At 69.1% G+C, this 17,378-nt stretch carries 15 protein-coding genes, 2 tRNA genes and 1 pseudogene; 7 read left to right on the top strand and 11 right to left on the bottom strand.

Going from position 1 to position 17,378, the window contains the following annotated elements:
- Positions 1 to 56 precede the first annotated feature (56 nt).
- The 11 genes from ACNHYB_RS11365 to dnaA form a co-directional block, all read right to left on the bottom strand.
- Positions 57 to 132 (bottom strand) — tRNA-Ala (locus ACNHYB_RS11365).
- 7 nt (positions 133 to 139) lie between these two features.
- Entirely contained in the window at positions 140 to 259 is a 120-nt protein-coding gene (locus ACNHYB_RS11360; RefSeq protein WP_418275451.1) for a DLW-39 family protein, read from the bottom strand.
- Between the two features lie 21 nt (positions 260 to 280).
- Positions 281 to 354, bottom strand: a tRNA-Ile gene (locus ACNHYB_RS11355).
- A gap of 130 nt (positions 355 to 484) precedes the next feature.
- The gene (locus ACNHYB_RS11350; protein ID WP_418275450.1) at positions 485 to 1,486 is read right to left on the bottom strand and encodes a DUF3566 domain-containing protein; all 1,002 of its coding nucleotides are present in this window, start codon (positions 1,484 to 1,486) and stop codon (positions 485 to 487) included.
- Complete coding sequence (gene gyrA, locus ACNHYB_RS11345; RefSeq protein ID WP_418275449.1) at positions 1,486 to 4,122, bottom strand: DNA gyrase subunit A; 2,637 nt, start codon at positions 4,120 to 4,122, stop codon at positions 1,486 to 1,488. Before gyrA ends, ACNHYB_RS11350 begins: the two co-directional genes overlap by 1 nt.
- A gap of 96 nt (positions 4,123 to 4,218) precedes the next feature.
- Positions 4,219 to 6,309 carry a DNA topoisomerase (ATP-hydrolyzing) subunit B gene (gene gyrB / locus ACNHYB_RS11340; protein ID WP_418275448.1) on the bottom strand — a complete coding sequence of 697 codons (2,091 nt, stop codon included), beginning with the start codon at positions 6,307 to 6,309 and terminating at the stop codon, positions 4,219 to 4,221.
- A gap of 248 nt (positions 6,310 to 6,557) precedes the next feature.
- Positions 6,558 to 7,055: a DUF721 domain-containing protein gene (locus ACNHYB_RS11335; protein WP_418278035.1), complete on the bottom strand. Its 498-nt coding sequence runs from the start codon at positions 7,053 to 7,055 to the stop codon at positions 6,558 to 6,560.
- Positions 7,056 to 7,197: 142 nt separating this feature from the next.
- Positions 7,198 to 8,388: a DNA replication/repair protein RecF gene (gene recF / locus ACNHYB_RS11330; protein ID WP_418275447.1), complete on the bottom strand. Its 1,191-nt coding sequence runs from the start codon at positions 8,386 to 8,388 to the stop codon at positions 7,198 to 7,200.
- An 18-nt stretch (positions 8,389 to 8,406) separates the two neighbouring features.
- A complete protein-coding gene (gene gnd / locus ACNHYB_RS11325; protein WP_418275446.1) occupies positions 8,407 to 9,300 on the bottom strand; it encodes a phosphogluconate dehydrogenase (NAD(+)-dependent, decarboxylating) in 894 nt (297 codons plus the stop codon).
- A gap of 78 nt (positions 9,301 to 9,378) precedes the next feature.
- Complete coding sequence (gene dnaN, locus ACNHYB_RS11320) at positions 9,379 to 10,512, bottom strand: DNA polymerase III subunit beta (protein WP_418275445.1); 1,134 nt, start codon at positions 10,510 to 10,512, stop codon at positions 9,379 to 9,381.
- A 600-nt stretch (positions 10,513 to 11,112) separates the two neighbouring features.
- Positions 11,113 to 12,537 carry a chromosomal replication initiator protein DnaA gene (gene dnaA, locus ACNHYB_RS11315; protein ID WP_418275444.1) on the bottom strand — a complete coding sequence of 475 codons (1,425 nt, stop codon included), beginning with the start codon at positions 12,535 to 12,537 and terminating at the stop codon, positions 11,113 to 11,115.
- A gap of 359 nt (positions 12,538 to 12,896) precedes the next feature.
- On the opposite strand from dnaA, the gene rpmH reads away from it, so the two are divergent.
- The 7 genes and pseudogenes from rpmH (at position 12,897) to ACNHYB_RS11280 (ending at position 17,225) form a co-directional block, all read left to right on the top strand.
- A complete protein-coding gene (rpmH, locus tag ACNHYB_RS11310; protein WP_013840089.1) occupies positions 12,897 to 13,034 on the top strand; it encodes a 50S ribosomal protein L34 in 138 nt (45 codons plus the stop codon).
- 3 nt (positions 13,035 to 13,037) lie between these two features.
- On the top strand, positions 13,038 to 13,397 hold the full coding sequence (gene rnpA / locus ACNHYB_RS11305; protein WP_418275443.1) for a ribonuclease P protein component: 360 nt from the start codon (positions 13,038 to 13,040) through the stop codon (positions 13,395 to 13,397).
- On the top strand, positions 13,394 to 13,690 hold the full coding sequence (yidD, locus tag ACNHYB_RS11300) for a membrane protein insertion efficiency factor YidD (RefSeq protein WP_418275442.1): 297 nt from the start codon (positions 13,394 to 13,396) through the stop codon (positions 13,688 to 13,690). Before rnpA ends, yidD begins: the two co-directional genes overlap by 4 nt.
- 99 nt (positions 13,691 to 13,789) lie before the next feature.
- Entirely contained in the window at positions 13,790 to 14,680 is an 891-nt protein-coding gene (yidC, locus tag ACNHYB_RS11295) for a membrane protein insertase YidC (protein WP_418278034.1), read from the top strand.
- Between the two features lie 10 nt (positions 14,681 to 14,690).
- Positions 14,691 to 15,203 carry a protein jag gene (locus ACNHYB_RS11290; RefSeq protein WP_418275441.1) on the top strand — a complete coding sequence of 171 codons (513 nt, stop codon included), beginning with the start codon at positions 14,691 to 14,693 and terminating at the stop codon, positions 15,201 to 15,203.
- Positions 15,204 to 15,311: 108 nt separating this feature from the next.
- A pseudogene (gene rsmG, locus ACNHYB_RS11285) lies at positions 15,312 to 15,949 on the top strand (16S rRNA (guanine(527)-N(7))-methyltransferase RsmG).
- Between the two features lie 220 nt (positions 15,950 to 16,169).
- Positions 16,170 to 17,225, top strand: coding sequence for an AAA family ATPase (locus ACNHYB_RS11280; protein ID WP_418278033.1), 1,056 nt, complete (start codon positions 16,170 to 16,172; stop codon positions 17,223 to 17,225).
- Positions 17,226 to 17,378: the final 153 nt, after the last annotated feature.

The raw sequence follows: 17,378 nt of genomic DNA, 5'->3' as shown, positions 1-17,378 counted from the left end.
CACCGTCCCCGAACGCACAGGAGCCCCCGTCCGCAAGGACGGGGGCTCCTGTCGTGTGGTGGAGCCAGGGGGACTCGAACCCCCAACCCCCTGCTTGCAAAGCAGGTGCGCTACCAATTGCGCCATGGCCCCGGGAAGATCAGTCGAGGGTGTCGGTGACCTCGGTCCACAGGTCACGGTCGGCCGCGTCGGAGGAGACACGACGCCACACGAGGTAACCCGCCGCAGCGGCGAGCAGCACGACCATCAGCTTCTTCATGCTGGACCTCCTCGTCGGGGGTGGGGCTAGGAGGACTTGAACCTCCGACCTCTTCCTTATCAGGGAAGCGCTCTAACCGTCTGAGCTATAGCCCCTCGCACGATGCTTCCGCGAGGCTCTCGCGAACGCGCGTGCAGCACGGAACATTACCGTACCGGGTGCCCCGCCCCCAAACTGCGCGGGGGCGGGGCCGGTGTGACGTCCGTCGCTGCGGACGCCCTGGTCCTACTCGTCGGTGAGGGTGAGGTGCACGCCGCCGACGAGAGCCGCCGTGATGTTGTAGATCATGGCCATGATCGTCGCGATCGCGGTCATCAGCACGATGTTGACCAGCGCGATCAGCGTCGCGAGCGACACCACGCGCTCGAACGCGACGAACTGCGTGAGGTTCGCCGCCTGCGGGCCGAGGGTGTCGATCATGAACTCCTGGATCGTCGCGAACGTCTCCAAGGAGTTCAGCGAGTACCAGACGACGATCGTGGCGACCACGGTCATGACCGCGATGGCCACCGACAGCAGGAACGCCAGCTTCATGATCGACCAGGGGTCGATCCGCGAGACCGACAGGCGCACGCGTCGCGGGCTGCCCACCGGCTCCGTCGGCGCCGCCGGCTGCGGCTGGGCGTAGCCGCCCTGGTCCGCGGACTGCGCACCCGGGGAGCCGTGCACGCCGCCGGCGGCGTAGTGCATCTCCGGGCGCGGCGCGGCATTGCCGGCGTCCGGGGGCGGCGGCGGGGTGGCCGACGTCGTCCCGGGGCTCGACTGCTGTGCTCCCGCCGACGCCGTCGACGCGGTCGACTGCACCTTCTTCGCGGCGCTGCGGGCCGCTGCGAGTGCTGCGGCAGCGGCCTTCACCGCGCTGTCCTTGACGTTGGACGACGTCGACGGCGAGCCCTGCGCGCTCGCGTCGCTCGCCCCCGTGGCCGGCGCCGTGGTCGGCGCTGTGGTCGACCCGGCCGGCTCGCTGCCGGCACGCCCGGCGTCCGACGGCGCCGGGGTGACGTCGTCGTTGTCGACGTCGGTGTGCTCGGTCGGCGCGGCGGGCTTCCGGGCGGGGGGCGTCGGCGCCTTGGGCGTCTTGGCGGCACCGTTCTTCGATCCGCCGGTCGCCGCGGGGCTCGTGGCGTCGCCCTTGCCGGGTGCGCGGACGGGCGCGAGCGGCTGCGTGCTGTCCGCGGCCTCGGCCGTCCTCGTCCCCGCCTGCGGCGAGGTGTTCTCGCTGGGCATCAGCTGTCCCCGTCTCCGGTCTCGTCCTGCTCCGGCGTCACCGCCGGGATGCTGTCCACGGGCTCGCCGTCGGCGGCCTGCTCCTCCACGCTAGCCGACTCCTCCTCCTCGCGACGCTCGACGTTCCGAGCGACGGCGATGATGCGGTCGTTCTTGCCCGGCTTCGCGAAGGTCACGCCCTGGGTCGTGCGTCCGGTGAGGTTCACCTCGTCGACCCGTGAACGCACGATCTTGCCCTGCTGCATGATGACCAGCACCTCGGTGTCCTCCTCGGTCACGAGGGCGCCCACGAGGTCGCCCCGCGCCTCGACGAGGTTGGCCACCTTGATGCCGTAGCCGTTGCGACCCTGCACGCGGTACTCGTCGATGCGGGTGCGCTTGGCGAATCCGCCCTCGGTGACGACGAACAGGTCCTTGCCCTCGGTGACGACGTCGGCGGCCAGCAGGTCGTCGTCCTCGCGGAACTTCATGCCCGTGACGCCGGACGTCGCCCGACCCATCGGCCGCAGGGTCTCGTCGTCCGCGGGGAAGCGGATGGACTGGCCCTTGCGGGAGACGAGGATGAGCTCGTCGTCCGCGTCGACCAGCCGCGCGGCGACCAGCTCGTCGGCGGTGCCGTCGTCGTCGGACCGCAGGTTGATGGCGATGAGACCGCCGCTGCGCGGGGAGTCGTAGTCGCTCAGTCGCGTCTTCTTCACCAGACCGCGCCGGGTGGCGAGCACCAGGTACTCGGCGTCGCCGTAGTCGCGCAGGGCGAGCACCTGGGCGATCTTCTCGCCCGGCTGGAACGCCAGCAGGTTGGCCACGTGCTGACCCTTGGCGTCGCGCCCGCCCTCGGGGAGCTCGTAGCCCTTGACCCGGTAGACGCGGCCGGCGTCGGTGAAGAACAGCAGCCAGTTGTGGGTCGTGGTGACGAAGAAGTGGTCGACGATGTCGTCCTCGCGCAGCTTCGTCCCCGTCACACCCTTGCCGCCGCGGCGCTGGGCACGGTAGGCGTCGCTGCGCGTGCGCTTGGCGTAGCCGCCGCGCGTGATCGTGACGACCACGTCCTCCTCGGGGATGAGGTCCTCGACCGACATGTCGCCGTCGTACGGCAGGATCGTGGTGCGACGCTCGTCGCCCCACTTCTCGGTGACCTCGTCGAGCTCGGTGCCGACGATCTCGCGCTGGCGCTCCGGGCGGTCGAGGATGTCGCGGTAGTCGAGGATCTCGGCCTCGAGGACGGCGTGGTCGTCGAGGATCTTCTGCCGCTCGAGCGCGGCCAGACGCCGCAGCTGCAGCGCCAGGATCGCGTTCGCCTGCACCTCGTCGATGCCGAGCAGGTTCATCAGGCCGGTGCGCGCCTCGTCGGCGTCGGGCGAGCGGCGGATGAGTGCGATGACCTCGTCGAGGGCGTCCAGCGCGCGGAGGTAGCCCACGTAGATGTGGATCTTCTCCTCGGCCTCGCGCAGCAGGAACGCCGTCCGCCGCCGCACGACCTCGATCTGGTGCGTGGTCCAGTGCCGCACGAACGCGTCCAGGCTGAGCGTGCGGGGCACCTCGTCGACCAGCGCGAGCATGTTGGCGCTGAAGTTGTCCTGCAGCGGCGTGTGCTTGTACAGGTTGTTGAGCACGACCTTCGCCACGGCGTCGCGCTTGAGCACGATGACCAGCCGCTGGCCGGTGCGCCCCGAGGTCTCGTCGCGGATGTTCGCGATGCCCTGGATGCGCCCGTCGTTGACGAGGTCGGCGATCTTCGTGGCCAGGTTGTCTGGGTTGACCATGTAGGGCAGCTCGGTGATGACCAGGCAGATCCGGTTCTGGATCTCCTCGACGTTGACCACGGCGCGCATCGTGATGGAGCCGCGACCGGTGCGGTACGCCTCCTCGATGCCCTTGGTGCCGAGGATCTGCGCACCGGACGGGAAGTCGGGGCCCTTGATGCGCTTGAGCAGCGCGGCGAGGAGCTCCTCCTTGGTGGCGTCCGGGTTCGCCAGGTGCCAGCGCACACCCTCGGCGACCTCGCGCAGGTTGTGCGGCGGGATGTTCGTGGCCATGCCGACGGCGATGCCCGCGGACCCGTTGATCAGCAGGTTCGGGATGCGCGACGGCAGGACCGTCGGCTCCTGGGTGCGGCCGTCGTAGTTGTCCTGGAAGTCGACGGTGTCCTTGTCGATGTCCCGGACCATCTCGAGAGCCAGCGGCGCCATGCGGCACTCGGTGTACCGCGGGGCGGCGGCCGGGTCGTTGCCGGGCGAGCCGAAGTTCCCCTGGCCGGCCACGAGCGGGTAGCGCAGCACCCAGTCCTGCACGAGGCGCACGAGCGTGTCGTAGATCGCCGTGTCGCCGTGCGGGTGGAACTTGCCCATGACGTCACCGACGACGCGCGAGCACTTGGAGAAGGCGCGGTCGGGTCGGTACCCGCCGTCGTACATCGCGTACAGCACGCGGCGGTGGACGGGCTTGAGCCCGTCGCGCACGTCGGGGAGCGCACGACCCACGATGACGCTCATCGCGTAGTCGAGGTAGCTGCGCTGCATCTCCAGCTGCAGGTCCACCTGCTCGATCCGGCCGTGCTGCACCGCGACGGGCGCGGTGGCCTCGTCGAGGCCCTCCGCGCCGTCGGGCATCTCGGGTCCAGGAGTCTCGTCCGTCACCGTGTCATCGTTCCTTCCTGCGCCGCCGGGGCGCGGATCCTGCCTCGTCCATCCCTGTACATCTGCGTGCACATCTCATGTACACGCGCGTTCAGGTCAGATGTCGAGGAACCGGACGTCCTTGGCGTTGCGCTGGATGAAGCTGCGGCGGGACTCGACGTCCTCGCCCATGAGCACCGAGAAGATCTCGTCCGCGGCCGCTGCATCGTCCATCGTGACCTGCAGCAACGTGCGGTGCTCGGGATCCATGGTCGTGTCCCACAGCTCGGTGTAGTCCATCTCGCCCAGACCCTTGTACCGCTGGATCCCGTTGTCCTTGGGGATCCGCTTGCCGGCCGCGAGGCCCTGCTGGAGGAACGCGTCGCGCTCCCGGTCCGAGTAGACGTAGTCGTGCGGGGAGTTCGACCACTTGAGCCTGTACAACGGCGGCTGCGCCAGGTACACGTGACCGTGCTCGATGAGCGGGCGCATGTACCGGAACAGCAGCGTCAGCAGCAGCGTGCAGATGTGCTGGCCGTCGACGTCGGCGTCGGCCATGAGCACGATCTTGTGGTACCGCAGCTTGGCGATGTCGAAGTCCTCGCCGATGCCGGTGCCGAACGCCGTGATCAGCGCCTGGACCTCCGCGTTGGAGAGCGCCTTGTCCAGCCGGGCACGCTCGACGTTGAGGATCTTGCCGCGCAGCGGCAGGATCGCCTGGTTGTGCGGGTCGCGACCACGGACGGCGGAGCCGCCCGCCGAGTCGCCCTCGACGATGTAGATCTCGCACTCGTCCGGGCGCGTCGACTGGCAGTCCTTGAGCTTGCCGGGCATCCCGCCGGAGCTGAGGATCCCCTTGCGTCGCGTGGCCTCGCGCGCCTTGCGGGCGGCGATGCGCGCCTGCGACGCCGAGATGGCCTTGCGGATGATGTCGCGCGCCTCGTTCGGGTGCGAGTCGAACCAGTCGACCATCCGCTCGCGCACGATCCGCTGCACGAACGTCTTGGCCTCGGTGTTGCCGAGCTTCGTCTTGGTCTGCCCCTCGAACTGCGGCTCGCCGAGCTTGATGCTCAGGACCGCCGTCAGACCCTCGCGGATGTCGTCACCGGTGAGGTTCTCCTCCTTCTCCTTGAGGATCCCCTTCTCCCGGGCGTAGGAGTTCACCAGGGTGGTCATCGCCGCACGGAAGCCCTCCTCGTGCGTGCCGCCCTCCGTGGTGGAGATCGTGTTGGCGAAGGTGTGCACCGACTCGCTGTACGACGTCGTCCACTGCATCGCGATCTCCACCGAGATCGTGGCCACCTTGTCCTCGGCCTCGATGTCGATGATCTCCGGGTGGACGATCTCCGACTTCTTCGCCGAGACGATGTGCTTGACGTAGTCGGTGAGGCCGCCGTCGTACTTGAACGTGACCGTGCGGACCGCGCCGCCGACGACCGCCGCGTCGTGCACCTCGTCGTCCGGGGAGCCGGCGCCGTCGACGCCCTGCGCGTCCTCGGCGGCCAGGGCGGCCAGCACCTCGCGGGTGTCGAGCGCGCCGGTGACCTCGTCCGGGCCCGAGACGTGCTCGGCACGCTCGTCCGTGAGCGTGATCCGCAGGCCCTTGTTGAGGAACGCCATCTGCTGGAAGCGCGAGCGCAGCGTCTCGAAGTCGTAGTCGGTCGTCTCGAAGATCGCCGGGTCCGCCCAGAACGTCTGGGTGGTGCCCGTGTCGTCCGTGGCGCCCAGCTTCTGCAGCTCGCCCACCGGCACGCCACCGTCGGCGAACTCCTGGCGCCAGCCGAAGCCGTCGCGCTCCACCTCGGTCACCACGCGCGTCGACAGCGCGTTGACCACCGAGATGCCGACACCGTGCAGACCGCCGGAGACGGCGTAGCCACCACCACCGAACTTGCCGCCCGCGTGCAGGATCGTCATGACGACCTCGACCGTCGGCCGGCCCTCCGTGGGGTGGATCGCCACCGGGATGCCACGGCCGTTGTCACGCACCCGCACCCCGCCGTCGGCGAGGAGGGTCACGTCGATCGTGTCGGCGTGCCCCGCCAGGGCCTCGTCCACCGAGTTGTCCACGACCTCGTAGACGAGGTGGTGCAAGCCTCGTGCGCCCGTGGACCCGATGTACATGCCGGGTCGTTTGCGGACGGCCTCGAGGCCCTCGAGGACGGTGATGTTCCCGGCGTCGTAGCCGCTGTCGGATCGCTGAGCCACAGGCTGGAGCACTCCTCGTCTTCCACGCACGCGACAGGGGTCCCGGTGGGTGTCCGGGGTGCAGCGCACGGGATGGCACACGGGGGTGCGTGCCGGCTGCGCGTCGGTGCTCGAATCGGCCCCGGGACGCCCCCCGGAACACCGTGCAAGTCTACCGCCTAACGGCAGGAAACCGCGGGTTCTCCGTGCGGGCGCGTGTGCGTTCTCACACGTTGTCCACAGGGTTCTCCACATCCGGCCCGCGCGGGTCAGCCGTAGGTGTCCCCGGGGCCCGGACCACGCACCGAACGACGCCCCCGGCGGAAGCTCGGACCTGCCGGACCGAGCACCTGCACCTGCTCCACGACGCCCTCGCCGACCTCCTCGGCGAGCCTGCGCAGCAGGGTCGGCACCAGCAGCCGGACCTGGGTCGCCCAGGCCGTCGAGTCCGCCCGCACCACCAGCACCTTGTCCTCGAACGTCTCCGGGGTGCAGTGCTCCGCGACCTGGTCGCCGACCACCTCACGCCACCGACCGATCACCCCGCCCACCGAGACGTCCTGCGTCCAGCCCTTGTCACGCAGCAGGCGCGCCACGACGTCGCTGAGCAGCCGCGGGTCCCGCGCGCCGGGGCCCTTGCCCGGCTCCTTGCGCGGCTCCGCCAGCGGGGACCGGCGCGACGGCGCACCCGGGCGCAGGCCCTTCGCGCGGGCCGCCGCCTTCGCACGGTTGAGAGCCTCCCGGGCGACCTCCGACGGCGGGGTCAGCTCCGAACGCTGGGAGACCGGCCGGGGGTCGCGCGGATCCCGGGGGACCCTCGTCCCGTGCGGGCCGGTCGACGACGGCGGCTCGTCCGCCGGCTGGTTCACCGGACGGTCCTCCGGATCGCCCGCCGGGCCGCCCACCGGGTCAGGCACGGGACACCCGGCCCGGTGTCACCTCGAAGCGCACCCCGGCAAGCTGCTCGGGGACGTCCTGCGGCACGGCCGCGGTGACCAGCACCTGGCGGGCCGGCAGCACCAGCTCGGCGAGGCGTTCCCGACGCCGGACGTCCAGCTCGGCGAAGACGTCGTCCAGGATCAGCACCGGATCCGCGTCGGACCCGTGGTCCGGGTCCCAGAAGACGTCCCCGGCCACCGGCTCGTCCCCGCCGCCGAGGATCCTGAACGCCGCGAGCCGCAGCGCCAGCGCGAACGACCAGGACTCCCCGTGGCTCGCATAACCCTTCGCGGGCAGGCCGCCGAGGGTGAGCGTCAGGTCGTCACGGTGCGGGCCGACGAGGCTCTGCCCGCGCTCCACCTCTGCGGCGCGCCGTTCCGCCATCTGCTCGAGCATCAGCTTCTCCAGCTCGGCCACACCGAGAGCGGACGACGGCGCGTCCGCGGCGTCGTCGGGCAGCACCGCCGAGCGGTACTCGATCTGCGCGTGCCCGTCCGCCTCGCTGACCTGCTCGTACGCCGTCGCGACCAGGGGCTGGGCCGCCCCCACCAGCGCGGAGCGCCAGGCGAGGATCTGGGCGCCGAGCTGTGCGGCCCGGCCGTCCCACACCTCGAGGGTGGACAGGTCGGGGGAGCGCCCGGCGGCGCGGTGCCCGCGCAACGACTTCAGCAGGGCCGAACGCTGCCGTACCACCCGCTCGTAATCAGCCATCACCCCGGCAGCGCGCGGCAGGAGCTGCACCACCAGCTGGTCGAGGAACCGGCGGCGGCCGTCCGGGTCACCCTTGACCAGGGCCAGGTCCTCCGGGGCGAACAGCACGGTGCGCAGGATCCCGAGGACGTCCCGTGCCCGGCCGAGCTGGCCGCGGTTCACGCGGGCCCGGTTCGCCTTGCCCGCCGTGATCTCCAGCTCGACCGTGGAGGCCCGCTCACCGCGGACCACACGCGTGCGCACCACGGCGCGCTGCGCGCCCGCGCGGATCAACGGGGTGTCGTTCGCGACCCGGTGGCTGCCCAGCGTCGCGACGTACCCGATCGCCTCCACGAGGTTCGTCTTTCCCCGACCGTTGCGCCCCACGAACGCGTTCGGACCCGGCTCCAGCTCGACGTCGGCGGCCTCGTAGGACCGGAAGTCCAGGAGTGACAGGTGCGAGACGTACATGACCCCAGTCTCGCGCGACTACGACGACGGCTTGACCGCGTGCCCGCCGAACTGCTGACGCAGGGCCGCGACCGCCTTCATGGCGGGCGACTCCGTCTGCCGCGACGAGAAGCGCGCGAACAGGGCCGCGGAGATCACCGGCAGCGGCACGGCGTTGTCGATGGCTTCGTCGACCGTCCAGCGGCCCTCGCCGGAGTCGTCGACCCAGTCGTCGATCGCAGCCAGGCTCGGGTCCTCCTCGAGCGCCTTGACCATGAGGTCCAGCAGCCACGAGCGCACCACGGTGCCGCGCATCCACGCCTTCATCGTGCCGTGGACGTCCGTGACGACATCCTTGGCGGCCAGGAGCTCGTACCCCTCCGCGTAGGCCTGCATGAGGCCGTACTCGATGCCGTTGTGGACCATCTTCGCGTAGTGCCCGGCACCGACGCCGCCCGCGTGCACGAAGCCCTCCTCCCGGGGCCCCTCCGGCCGCAGGGCGTCGAAGATCGGCATGACGTGCGCGACGTCGTCGTCGGTGCCGCCGCACATCAGGCCGTAGCCGTTGTCCAGGCCCCACACGCCGCCCGAGACGCCGACGTCCACGTAGCCGATGCCGCTGGTGGCGAGCTCGGCCGCCCGTGCCTGGTCCTCGGGGTAGTGCGAGTTGCCGCCCTCGACGACGAGGTCGCCCTCGCCCAGCAGGGTGCCGAGCTCACGGATCACGCCGCGCGTCGGGTCGCCGGCCGGCACCATCACCCACACGACGCGGCGCGGGCTGGGGAGCGCCTCGACGAGGTCGGCCAGCGACACGACGTCGGACACGTCGGGGCGGGGGTCGTAGCCCACCACCTCGATGCCCGCTCGGCGCAGCCGCTCGCGCATGTTGTTGCCCATCTTGCCCAGACCGACCAGACCCATGTGGGTGACCATGTGGAAACCTCCCGGAGAGCGTCGGTGCGAGCGTAAGCCGGAGCCCGGCCGTCGCGCACGGGCAGGGCGGCCTGCGCGTCAGGACGAGAAACGGATGGGGACCAGCAGGTAGCGGTAGTCGGAGGAGTCCTCGCCGTCCAGCGAACCCTGGCCGGTGAACTCGACAGGCTTGTTGGGGTGCGTGAACGACATGCGGACGAAGTCGGTGCCGAGCGCGCCGAGCCCGTCCAGGAGGAACTGCGGGTTGAACGCGACCTGGATGTCCTCGCCCACGAGCACCGCCTCGAGCGCCTCGGAGGCCTGCGCGTCGTCGCCCTGGCCGGCGTCGAGCACGACCTGGCCCTCCGAGAAGGCCAGCCGGATCGGGGTGTTGCGCTCCGCGACCAGCGAGACGCGCTTGGCGGCGTCGATGAGCGCCTGGGTGGGCACGACGGCGTGGATGGGCGTCGCGTCCGGGAACAGCCGGCGCACGGCCGGGTAGTCGCCGTCCACGAGCTGGGAGGTGGTGTGCCGGCCGCCCGCCTCGAAGCCGATGAGCTCGATGCCGTCCCCGGTCGAGAGCGCCATGTTGACGAGCCCGCCGCCCGAACCGAGCGACTTGGCGACGTCGTTGAGGGTGCGAGCACGCACGAGCGCGACGGCTGAGTACCCGGGGGTCGCCGGCGTCCAGGTGAGCTCGCGCAGCGCCAGGCGGTAGCGGTCCGTGGCGAGCAGGGTGATCCGCTCGCCCTCGATCTCCATGCGTACACCCGTCAGCAGGGGGAGGGTGTCGTCACGGCTCGCGGCCACGCTGACCTGCGCGACGGCGTGGGTGAGGGCGTCCCCGGTCACGGTGCCCGACAGCTCCGGCATCGCGGGCAGCGAGGGGTACTCCTCGACCGGCATCGTCAGGAGGGTGAACCGGGACGCACCACAGGTGAGAGCCACCTTGTTGCCCTCGACGGACACGTCGACCGGCTTGTTGGGCAGGGCCCGGGAGATCTCGGCGAGGAGCCGCCCCGACACGAGCACCGTGCCCGGCTCGGAGACCTCGGCAGCGATCTCGGACCGGGCGGAGACCTCGTAGTCGAAGCTCGCCAGCACGATGGTGCCGGAGGCGTCGGCCTCGATCCGCACACCGGCCAGCACGGGAGCCGGCGGGCGCGTGGGAAGGGTGCGGGCCGTCCAGGTCACGGCCTCGGCCAGGACGTCACGCTCAACCCGGAACTTCATCCCACTCCTCAGTGTCTCGTGCAACGCCCTCGTGCGGACGACGTCCTCGTGTGCACCGTGCCCGCTTGTGACGTGTCCTCGTGCGAAGTGTCCGCTTGAGGCGTGTCGTCGTGCGACGCGGTGCATCGAGGAAACCCTACCGTGCCGGCCCGTTCCAGGAGGGTCCGTGCGTCGGCGTTCGTCAGGGCCATGAAGGCGGGTCATCCATCCTCTGAGAGAAATCACGTTCATCGTCGTCGTAGGGGTTGTGGATTCTGGGGAAAAGCGATGTTCCTGCAGTTCAGAGGCTGTTTCTGTGTGTGGACCGGGCAGGGGGACAACCTGTGGGTAACCGGAGCGGCCTGTGGGCGGCGAAACCTGTCCCCACAGGCGTCCACCGATCGGGTGCTCGTCGTCCACCGGTCCACCGGCGTGTTCCACAGGGCGTCCACAGGTGAATCCACAGGTGTGAATCGCCGTCGTGCGCTCTGACCTGTGGTTTTCCACGGCGCGCGTCCACACCGTGGGGACGATGCGGGTGAAGAGCGCAGGATTCCGCGGTTCCGGCTGTGCACAACCCTGTGAACTCGTACATATCCACACACATGTGGATATGTGGATTCAGCCGCGGTGCTGCTGCTTGATGCGGCTGGTCAGCTCGGTGACCTGGTTGTACGTCGAGCGACGCTCCGCCATCTGGCCGGCGATCTTCTTGTTGGCGTGCATCACCGTGGTGTGGTCGCGACCGCCGAACTGCTGGCCGATCTTCGGCAGCGAGAGGTCCGTCAGCTCGCGGCACAGGTACATGGCGATCTGGCGGGCCGTGACCAGCACGCGCGAGCGGGACGATCCGCAGAGGTCGTCGATGGTCAGGCCGAAGTACGCGGCCGTCTGGGCGATGACCACCGCGGGCGTGATCTCGGTGGCCTGGTCGTCGTCGGTGATGAGGTCCTTGAGCACGATCTCGGCCAGCGCCAGGTCGACCTGCTGCTTGTTGAGGTTGGCGAACGCCGTGACGCGGATGAGCGCACCCTCGAGCTCACGGATGTTGGTGGAGATCCGCGAGCCGATGTAGCTGAGGACCTCGGTCGGCACGTCGAGCCGCTCGCTCGCCGCCTTCTTGCGCAGGATGGCGATGCGGGTCTCGAGGTCGGGCGGCTGGACGTCCGTGATGAGGCCCCACTCGAAGCGGGACCGCAGGCGGTCCTCAAAGCCGTCGAGCTGCTTCGGTGGGACGTCGGACGTGATGACGACCTGCTTGTCCGCGTTGTGCAGCGCGTTGAAGGTGTGGAAGAACTCCTCCATCGTCTGTTCCTTGCCCTGCAGGAACTGGATGTCGTCGATGAGGAGGACGTCGACGTCGCGGTAGCGGCGCTGGAACGCGCCCGTGCGTCCGTCACCGATGCTGTTGATGAAGTCGTTGGTGAACTCCTCGGAGTTCACGTACCGCACGCGCACGTGCGGGTACAGGTTGTGGGCGTAGTGCCCGATGGCGTGCAGCAGGTGGGTCTTGCCCAGCCCGGAGTCGCCGTAGATGAACAGCGGGTTGTAGGCCTTGGCCGGGGCCTCCGCCACGGCGACGGCCGCGGCGTGGGCGAAGCGGTTGGACGAGCCGATGACGAACGTCTCGAAGATGTACTTCGGGTTCAGCCGGGTGGGCTCCGCCCGGTCCTTGCGGTCGGGCAGCGGGGGAGCCACGGACGGCGGCACCATCGGTTCGGTCACCGGGTCCGACGGCGGGGCGTAGTCCTGGGTGGGGCCCGTGAGAGCCTCGTGGCTCAGCTCCGGGTCGACGGTGATGCCGAAGCGGACGTCACGGCCGAGCGCCGCCGACATGGCCGAGACGAGCTGGTCGCGCACGCTCGTCTCGAGATAGGCGCGGGTCTGCTCGTGCGGGACGGCGATGAACACGGTGTCGTCGAGGATCGCCATGGGCTTGGCGAGCTTGATGAACGCGAGCTGCCGGGCCGACATGTCGGAGCGGGCCTCCAGCGCGGCCAGCGTCTGTGACCAGACGTCGCCGATGTTCACGTCCATCTGGGCCACGGGGTTCCTCCATGCGGTGCTGTGTCTCGGCGATGTGTCTGAGGTGCTCGGTCCGAGGTGCTCGGTCGGGATGTCCACATAGTTTTCCACACCCTGTGGAGGCTGTGGACATCCATGTGGACGGAGCGGACGCAGGAGCCGCCGTGTCGTCGTCGTCACGTCGTGCGTAGTTGACCTGAGGGCCTCGGACGACGTAACGTCGGACAGCCGTTCCAGGTACTTTTGCGCGCCCTCGTCCGGACGCGAGCCTCGGGTCGGCCCGGTCGACACCTTGCACCTGCCTGGTACGACCTGCAACCAGACCGACATCGTCGAGGACTTCAGACGGTGTACCTCCCCGACGTTTCTTGGAGTACCTCGTGAGCAAGCGGACCTTCCAGCCGAACAACCGCCGTCGTGCCAAGACCCACGGCTTCCGGCTGCGCATGCGCACCCGTGCCGGCCGCGCCATCCTGGCCAACCGCCGCCGCAAGGGTCGCGCCGAGCTCTCTGCCTGAGCCGTGCTGCCCGCGGCGCACCGAATGCGCCGCTCGGTCGATTTCGAACGGGCGGTGCGCCGCGGCACGCGTGCAGGCCGATCGACCGTGGTCGTCCACCTCAACCGTCAGACGGAGGAGGCGGACGGACCACTGGTCGGTCTTGTCGTATCCAAGGCCGTGGGCAACGCCGTGCACCGAAACCTCGTGAAGCGCCGACTGCGCACCGCCGCAGCACGTCACCTCGACGTGCTGCCGGGCGATGCGCTCGTGGTGCTGCGTGCGCTGCCCGGTGCGGCCGAGGCCGAGTACGGTCAGCTCGAGCATGACGTGGCGCGGGCACTTGCCCGAGCCGTCCACAGGGCTGCCGGTTCACCCCGATGAGTGCCGGAGTGCTCCGCCGAGGGCGGGAGGTCCTGCGGCAGCTGCCCACGATGGTCCTCGTCGGGGCGATCAAGGTCTACCAGGCCGTCGTGTCACCGATGACAGGGCCGACCTGCCGGTACTACCCGTCATGCTCCCAGTACGCCCTCATCGCCATCAGGACGCACGGCCCGCTGAAGGGGACGGGCCTGGCCCTGTGGCGGATCCTGCGTTGCAACCCATGGAGCCTGGGGGGTGTGGACGACGTGCCCTCTGCTCGGTCGCACGAGCACCGCGGCGCCTCGTCCAGCTGACATCCCGGTAGCGCCACCGGGACCCAGGTATTCCGACACAGGAGACAATTCGTGATCGACACCCTGCTCTACCCGATCCAATGGGTCGTGGCCTGGATCATGTACGGGTCGCACCAGATCCTCACGGCGCTCGGGATGGACGACGGCCCCGGGCTCGCCTGGGTGCTCTCGATCGTCATGCTGACGGTCGCCATGCGTATCGTTCTCATCCCGCTGTTCTTCAAGCAGATCAAGGCCTCGCGCGGCATGCAGATCATGCAGCCCGAGCTCCAGGCCATCCAGAAGAAGTACAAGGGCAAGACGGACCCGTCGTCCCGTGAGGCCATGGGCCGCGAGACGATGGAGCTCTACCGCAAGCACGGGACCAACCCGTTCTCGTCCTGCATGCCGGTGCTGCTGCAGTCGCCGATCTTCTTCGCGCTGTTCCGGGTGCTCTACAACCTGCAGCCGATCGCCGAGGGGACCAAGGACCCGATCGGCCCGATCAACGCCTCCATCGCCGCCGACATCGAGAACTCGGACCTGCTCGGCGCGAACCTCTCCGACGTCTTCATGCAGACGGACGACTGGAGCGTCCGCGCCGTCATCCTGGTGCTGATCCTCGCGATGAGCGCCACGATGTTCTTCACGCAGCGCCAGCTCACCATGAAGAACATGCCGAAGGCCGCGCTCGAGGGCCCGATGGCGAACACCCAGAAGATCATGCTGTACGCGCTGCCGGTGATCTTCCTGATCTCCGGTGTGAACTTCCCGGTCGGTGTGCTGATCTACTGGACCACCACGAACCTGTGGACCATGGGTCAGCAGTTCTACACGATCAAGCGCATGCCGGCTCCCGGTTCCGAGGCGGAGCGGCTGCTCAACGAGAAGAAGGCCGCCAAGGCGCAGAAGAAGGGCATCGTGATCGAGGAGCAGACCGAGATCGAGCCGCCCAAGCCCGCCGGCCAGCGCCAGCAGCCCATGCGCAAGAACCGCAAGAAGAAGAAGTGAGGTCGATGTCATGACGAACGCATCACCGGAGAAGTCACAGGTCACGCGCCTCGAGGAGGAGGGCGAGATCGCCGCGGACTACCTGGAAGAGCTGATGGACATCGTCGACCTCGACGGTGACATCGACCTCGACATCCACCACGATCGCGCGGCGGTCGAGATCGTCTCCGAGGACTCGCCCGGTTCCTTGGATGCGCTCGTCGGCCAGGACGGCGAGGTGCTGGAAGCTCTCCAGGACCTGACCCGCCTGGCGGTCATGGCGCGCACGGGGGAGCGCAGCCGTCTCATGCTGGACGTCGCGGGCTACCGGGCCCGCCGCCGGTCCGAGCTCGAGGCCGAGGCGACGGCAGTCATCTCGCAGGTCAAGGAGGGCGGCTCAGCGGTCTCCATGCGGCCGATGAATGCGTTCGAGCGCAAGGTCGTCCACGACGTCGTCGCCGAGCAGGGGCTCGTCAGCGACTCCGCAGGAACTGAACCGCAGCGCCACGTCGTCGTCCACCCGGCAGCACCCACCGACGACTGAGCGCGCCGCGAAGGGCCCGCTGTTTCACGTGAAACAGCGGGCCCTTCGCTCTGCCGGAGGCAGACAGGGCAGGCTGAAGCCTGCGCCCCACGATGATTGGATAGAGCCATGACCACGACGGACGACGAGATCGGCACCAGCCAGCAGGTGCGTGACTACTTCGGTGGCTCGTACGACACGGTGGCCGCCTTTCACAGGCGCCTGCTCGATGAAGGGGAGATTCGTGGCCTGATCGGCCCGCGGGAGGTGGACAGGCTGTGGGAGCGACACATCCTGAACTCGGCGGCTGTGGTGCCGTTCCTCGCCGAGGCCACGTCGATCGCCGACATCGGTTCGGGGCGGGGCTCCCCGGCATCGTCATCGCGGCCATGAGGCCGGAGTCCGAGGTCTACCTGGTCGAGCCGATGGAGCGCCGGGTCACCTGGCTCATGGAGATGGCAGCCGACCTTCACCTGGAGAACGTGGAGGTCAAGCACGGACGCGCGGAGGAGTTCCACGGCGCTTTCGAGGTGGACGCCGTGACGTCACGCGCCGTCGCCGCTCTGCAGAAGCTGGCTCGGATGAGCCTCCCGCTCGTCGCCCGCGGCGGGCAGATGGTGGTGCTCAAGGGACAGAACGTGGCGCGCGAGATCGAGCCGGCACGAAAGGTGTTGAGCTCCTTCAAGGCCTCGGCGCCAGAGATCCTCGAGGGATCGACGGTTCCTGGAGTCGAGCCGACCACCATCCTGCGCGTGCGACGGGGCTGAACCCGGGCGGTCGTTCGGTGGCGTTCCTCTCCCCGTCGACAATCGCGCCGGGGGTGGAGCGGGTCGTGTTTCACGTGGAACCGCGCCCGGGGTTTCACGTGAAACGGCGGGCAACGCTCGCGGTGATGAGGTCTCCCTGAGGGTGTCACCTGCGCGGTTGCCGCCGCACGCCGTAGAGTGATCGCGGCATGATGTCGCGACGTGGAGGACGACCGTGAGCATGAACACCGACCGCCCGGACACTCCGTCCGACGACGCTCCGTGGGCCGAGTCGGTTGCTACCGATGTTTCACGTGAAACAGGGCCGGCGGCGTGGTCAGCTCAGGTCACCCACCCGGACACTCATCGTGAAGCGCTGATGCGGTCCGTGCCGGAGATGGACGACTCCACGCCCCTTGCGGCGCAGCTCGCCGAGGATGCCCGCCGGCGGATCGAGCTCGACGGGCGCAGATTTCCGCGCCCGGAGTCGACACGCATCATCACCGTCGCGAATCAGAAGGGCGGGGTCGGCAAGACCACGACGACGGTGAACATCGCGGCCGGTCTGGCACGGGCGGGCCTCAAGGTCCTGGTGCTCGACAACGACCCTCAGGGCAACGCCTCGACGGCGCTCGGACTCGAGCACCGGGCCGGCACGCCGTCGATCTACGAGGTGCTGGTGGAGGACGCTCCGCTCGCCACTGCCGTGCAGGCGTGCCCGGATGTCGAAGGCCTCTGGGGTGTCCCGGCGACCATCGATCTCTCGGGTGCGGAGATCGAGCTGGTCTCACTCGTCTCGAGGGAGACTCGACTGCGCAAGGCGCTGGACGCCTACCTGAAGGATCGGGTCGCACAAGGCGAGGAACGCATCGACTACGTGTTCGTCGACTGCCCTCCCAGTCTCGGACTGCTGACCGTGAACGCCTTCGTGACCGGGCGCGAGGTGCTGATCCCGATCCAGTGCGAGTACTACGCCCTCGAAGGGCTCAGCCAGCTTTTGAAGACGATCGAGCTCATCAAGGCACACCTCAATCCCGATCTCATCGTGTCGACGATCCTGCTGACGATGTACGACGGCAGGACGAACCTGGCACAGCAGGTGGCCGACGAGGTACGCACGCACTTCCCGCAGCAGACGCTCCGAACCACCGTTCCGCGGTCGGTACGAATCTCCGAGGCGCCCTCACACGGGCAGACAGTGATGACGTACGATCCAGGTTCGACGGGTGCGTTGGCGTATCTCGAGGCGGCACGTGAGGTGGCGGAGCACGCAGTTCAACGCGCTGACCTGCAATGACGCGCGTAGCATCGAGGTAGAGGACGGCAGCTGGCGGCGTCACCGACGCCCCGAGGATCTGAGATGTGGCGGGTCGGAGATCCCGACCGTGACCAGGAGGCTGGTGGAGAATGAGCCAGAAGAAGCGAGGGCTCGGACGTGGTCTGGGCGCTC

Origin of the sequence: Isoptericola jiangsuensis (assembly GCF_048320105.1) — a bacterium.
GTDB classification, from domain to species: domain Bacteria; phylum Actinomycetota; class Actinomycetes; order Actinomycetales; family Cellulomonadaceae; genus Isoptericola; species Isoptericola jiangsuensis_A.
Note: the sequence above shows the minus strand (reverse complement) of the source record. Positions and strands in the feature narration are given on the sequence as shown.

What these genes read in the sequence shown, in the direction of transcription:
- ACNHYB_RS11360 (WP_418275451.1), bottom strand. Translation starts at nt 259, where the DNA reads ATGAAGAAGCTGATGGTCGTGCTGCTCGCCGCTGCGGCGGGTTACCTC.
- ACNHYB_RS11350 (WP_418275450.1), bottom strand. Translation starts at nt 1,486, where the DNA reads ATGCCCAGCGAGAACACCTCGCCGCAGGCGGGGACGAGGACGGCCGAG.
- recF (WP_418275447.1), bottom strand. Translation starts at nt 8,388, where the DNA reads ATGTACGTCTCGCACCTGTCACTCCTGGACTTCCGGTCCTACGAGGCC.
- gnd (WP_418275446.1), bottom strand. Translation starts at nt 9,300, where the DNA reads ATGGTCACCCACATGGGTCTGGTCGGTCTGGGCAAGATGGGCAACAAC.
- dnaN (WP_418275445.1), bottom strand. Translation starts at nt 10,512, where the DNA reads ATGAAGTTCCGGGTTGAGCGTGACGTCCTGGCCGAGGCCGTGACCTGG.
- yidD (WP_418275442.1), top strand. Translation starts at nt 13,394, where the DNA reads ATGAGTGCCGGAGTGCTCCGCCGAGGGCGGGAGGTCCTGCGGCAGCTG.
- yidC (WP_418278034.1), top strand. Translation starts at nt 13,790, where the DNA reads ATGTACGGGTCGCACCAGATCCTCACGGCGCTCGGGATGGACGACGGC.
- ACNHYB_RS11290 (WP_418275441.1), top strand. Translation starts at nt 14,691, where the DNA reads ATGACGAACGCATCACCGGAGAAGTCACAGGTCACGCGCCTCGAGGAG.
- ACNHYB_RS11280 (WP_418278033.1), top strand. Translation starts at nt 16,170, where the DNA reads ATGAACACCGACCGCCCGGACACTCCGTCCGACGACGCTCCGTGGGCC.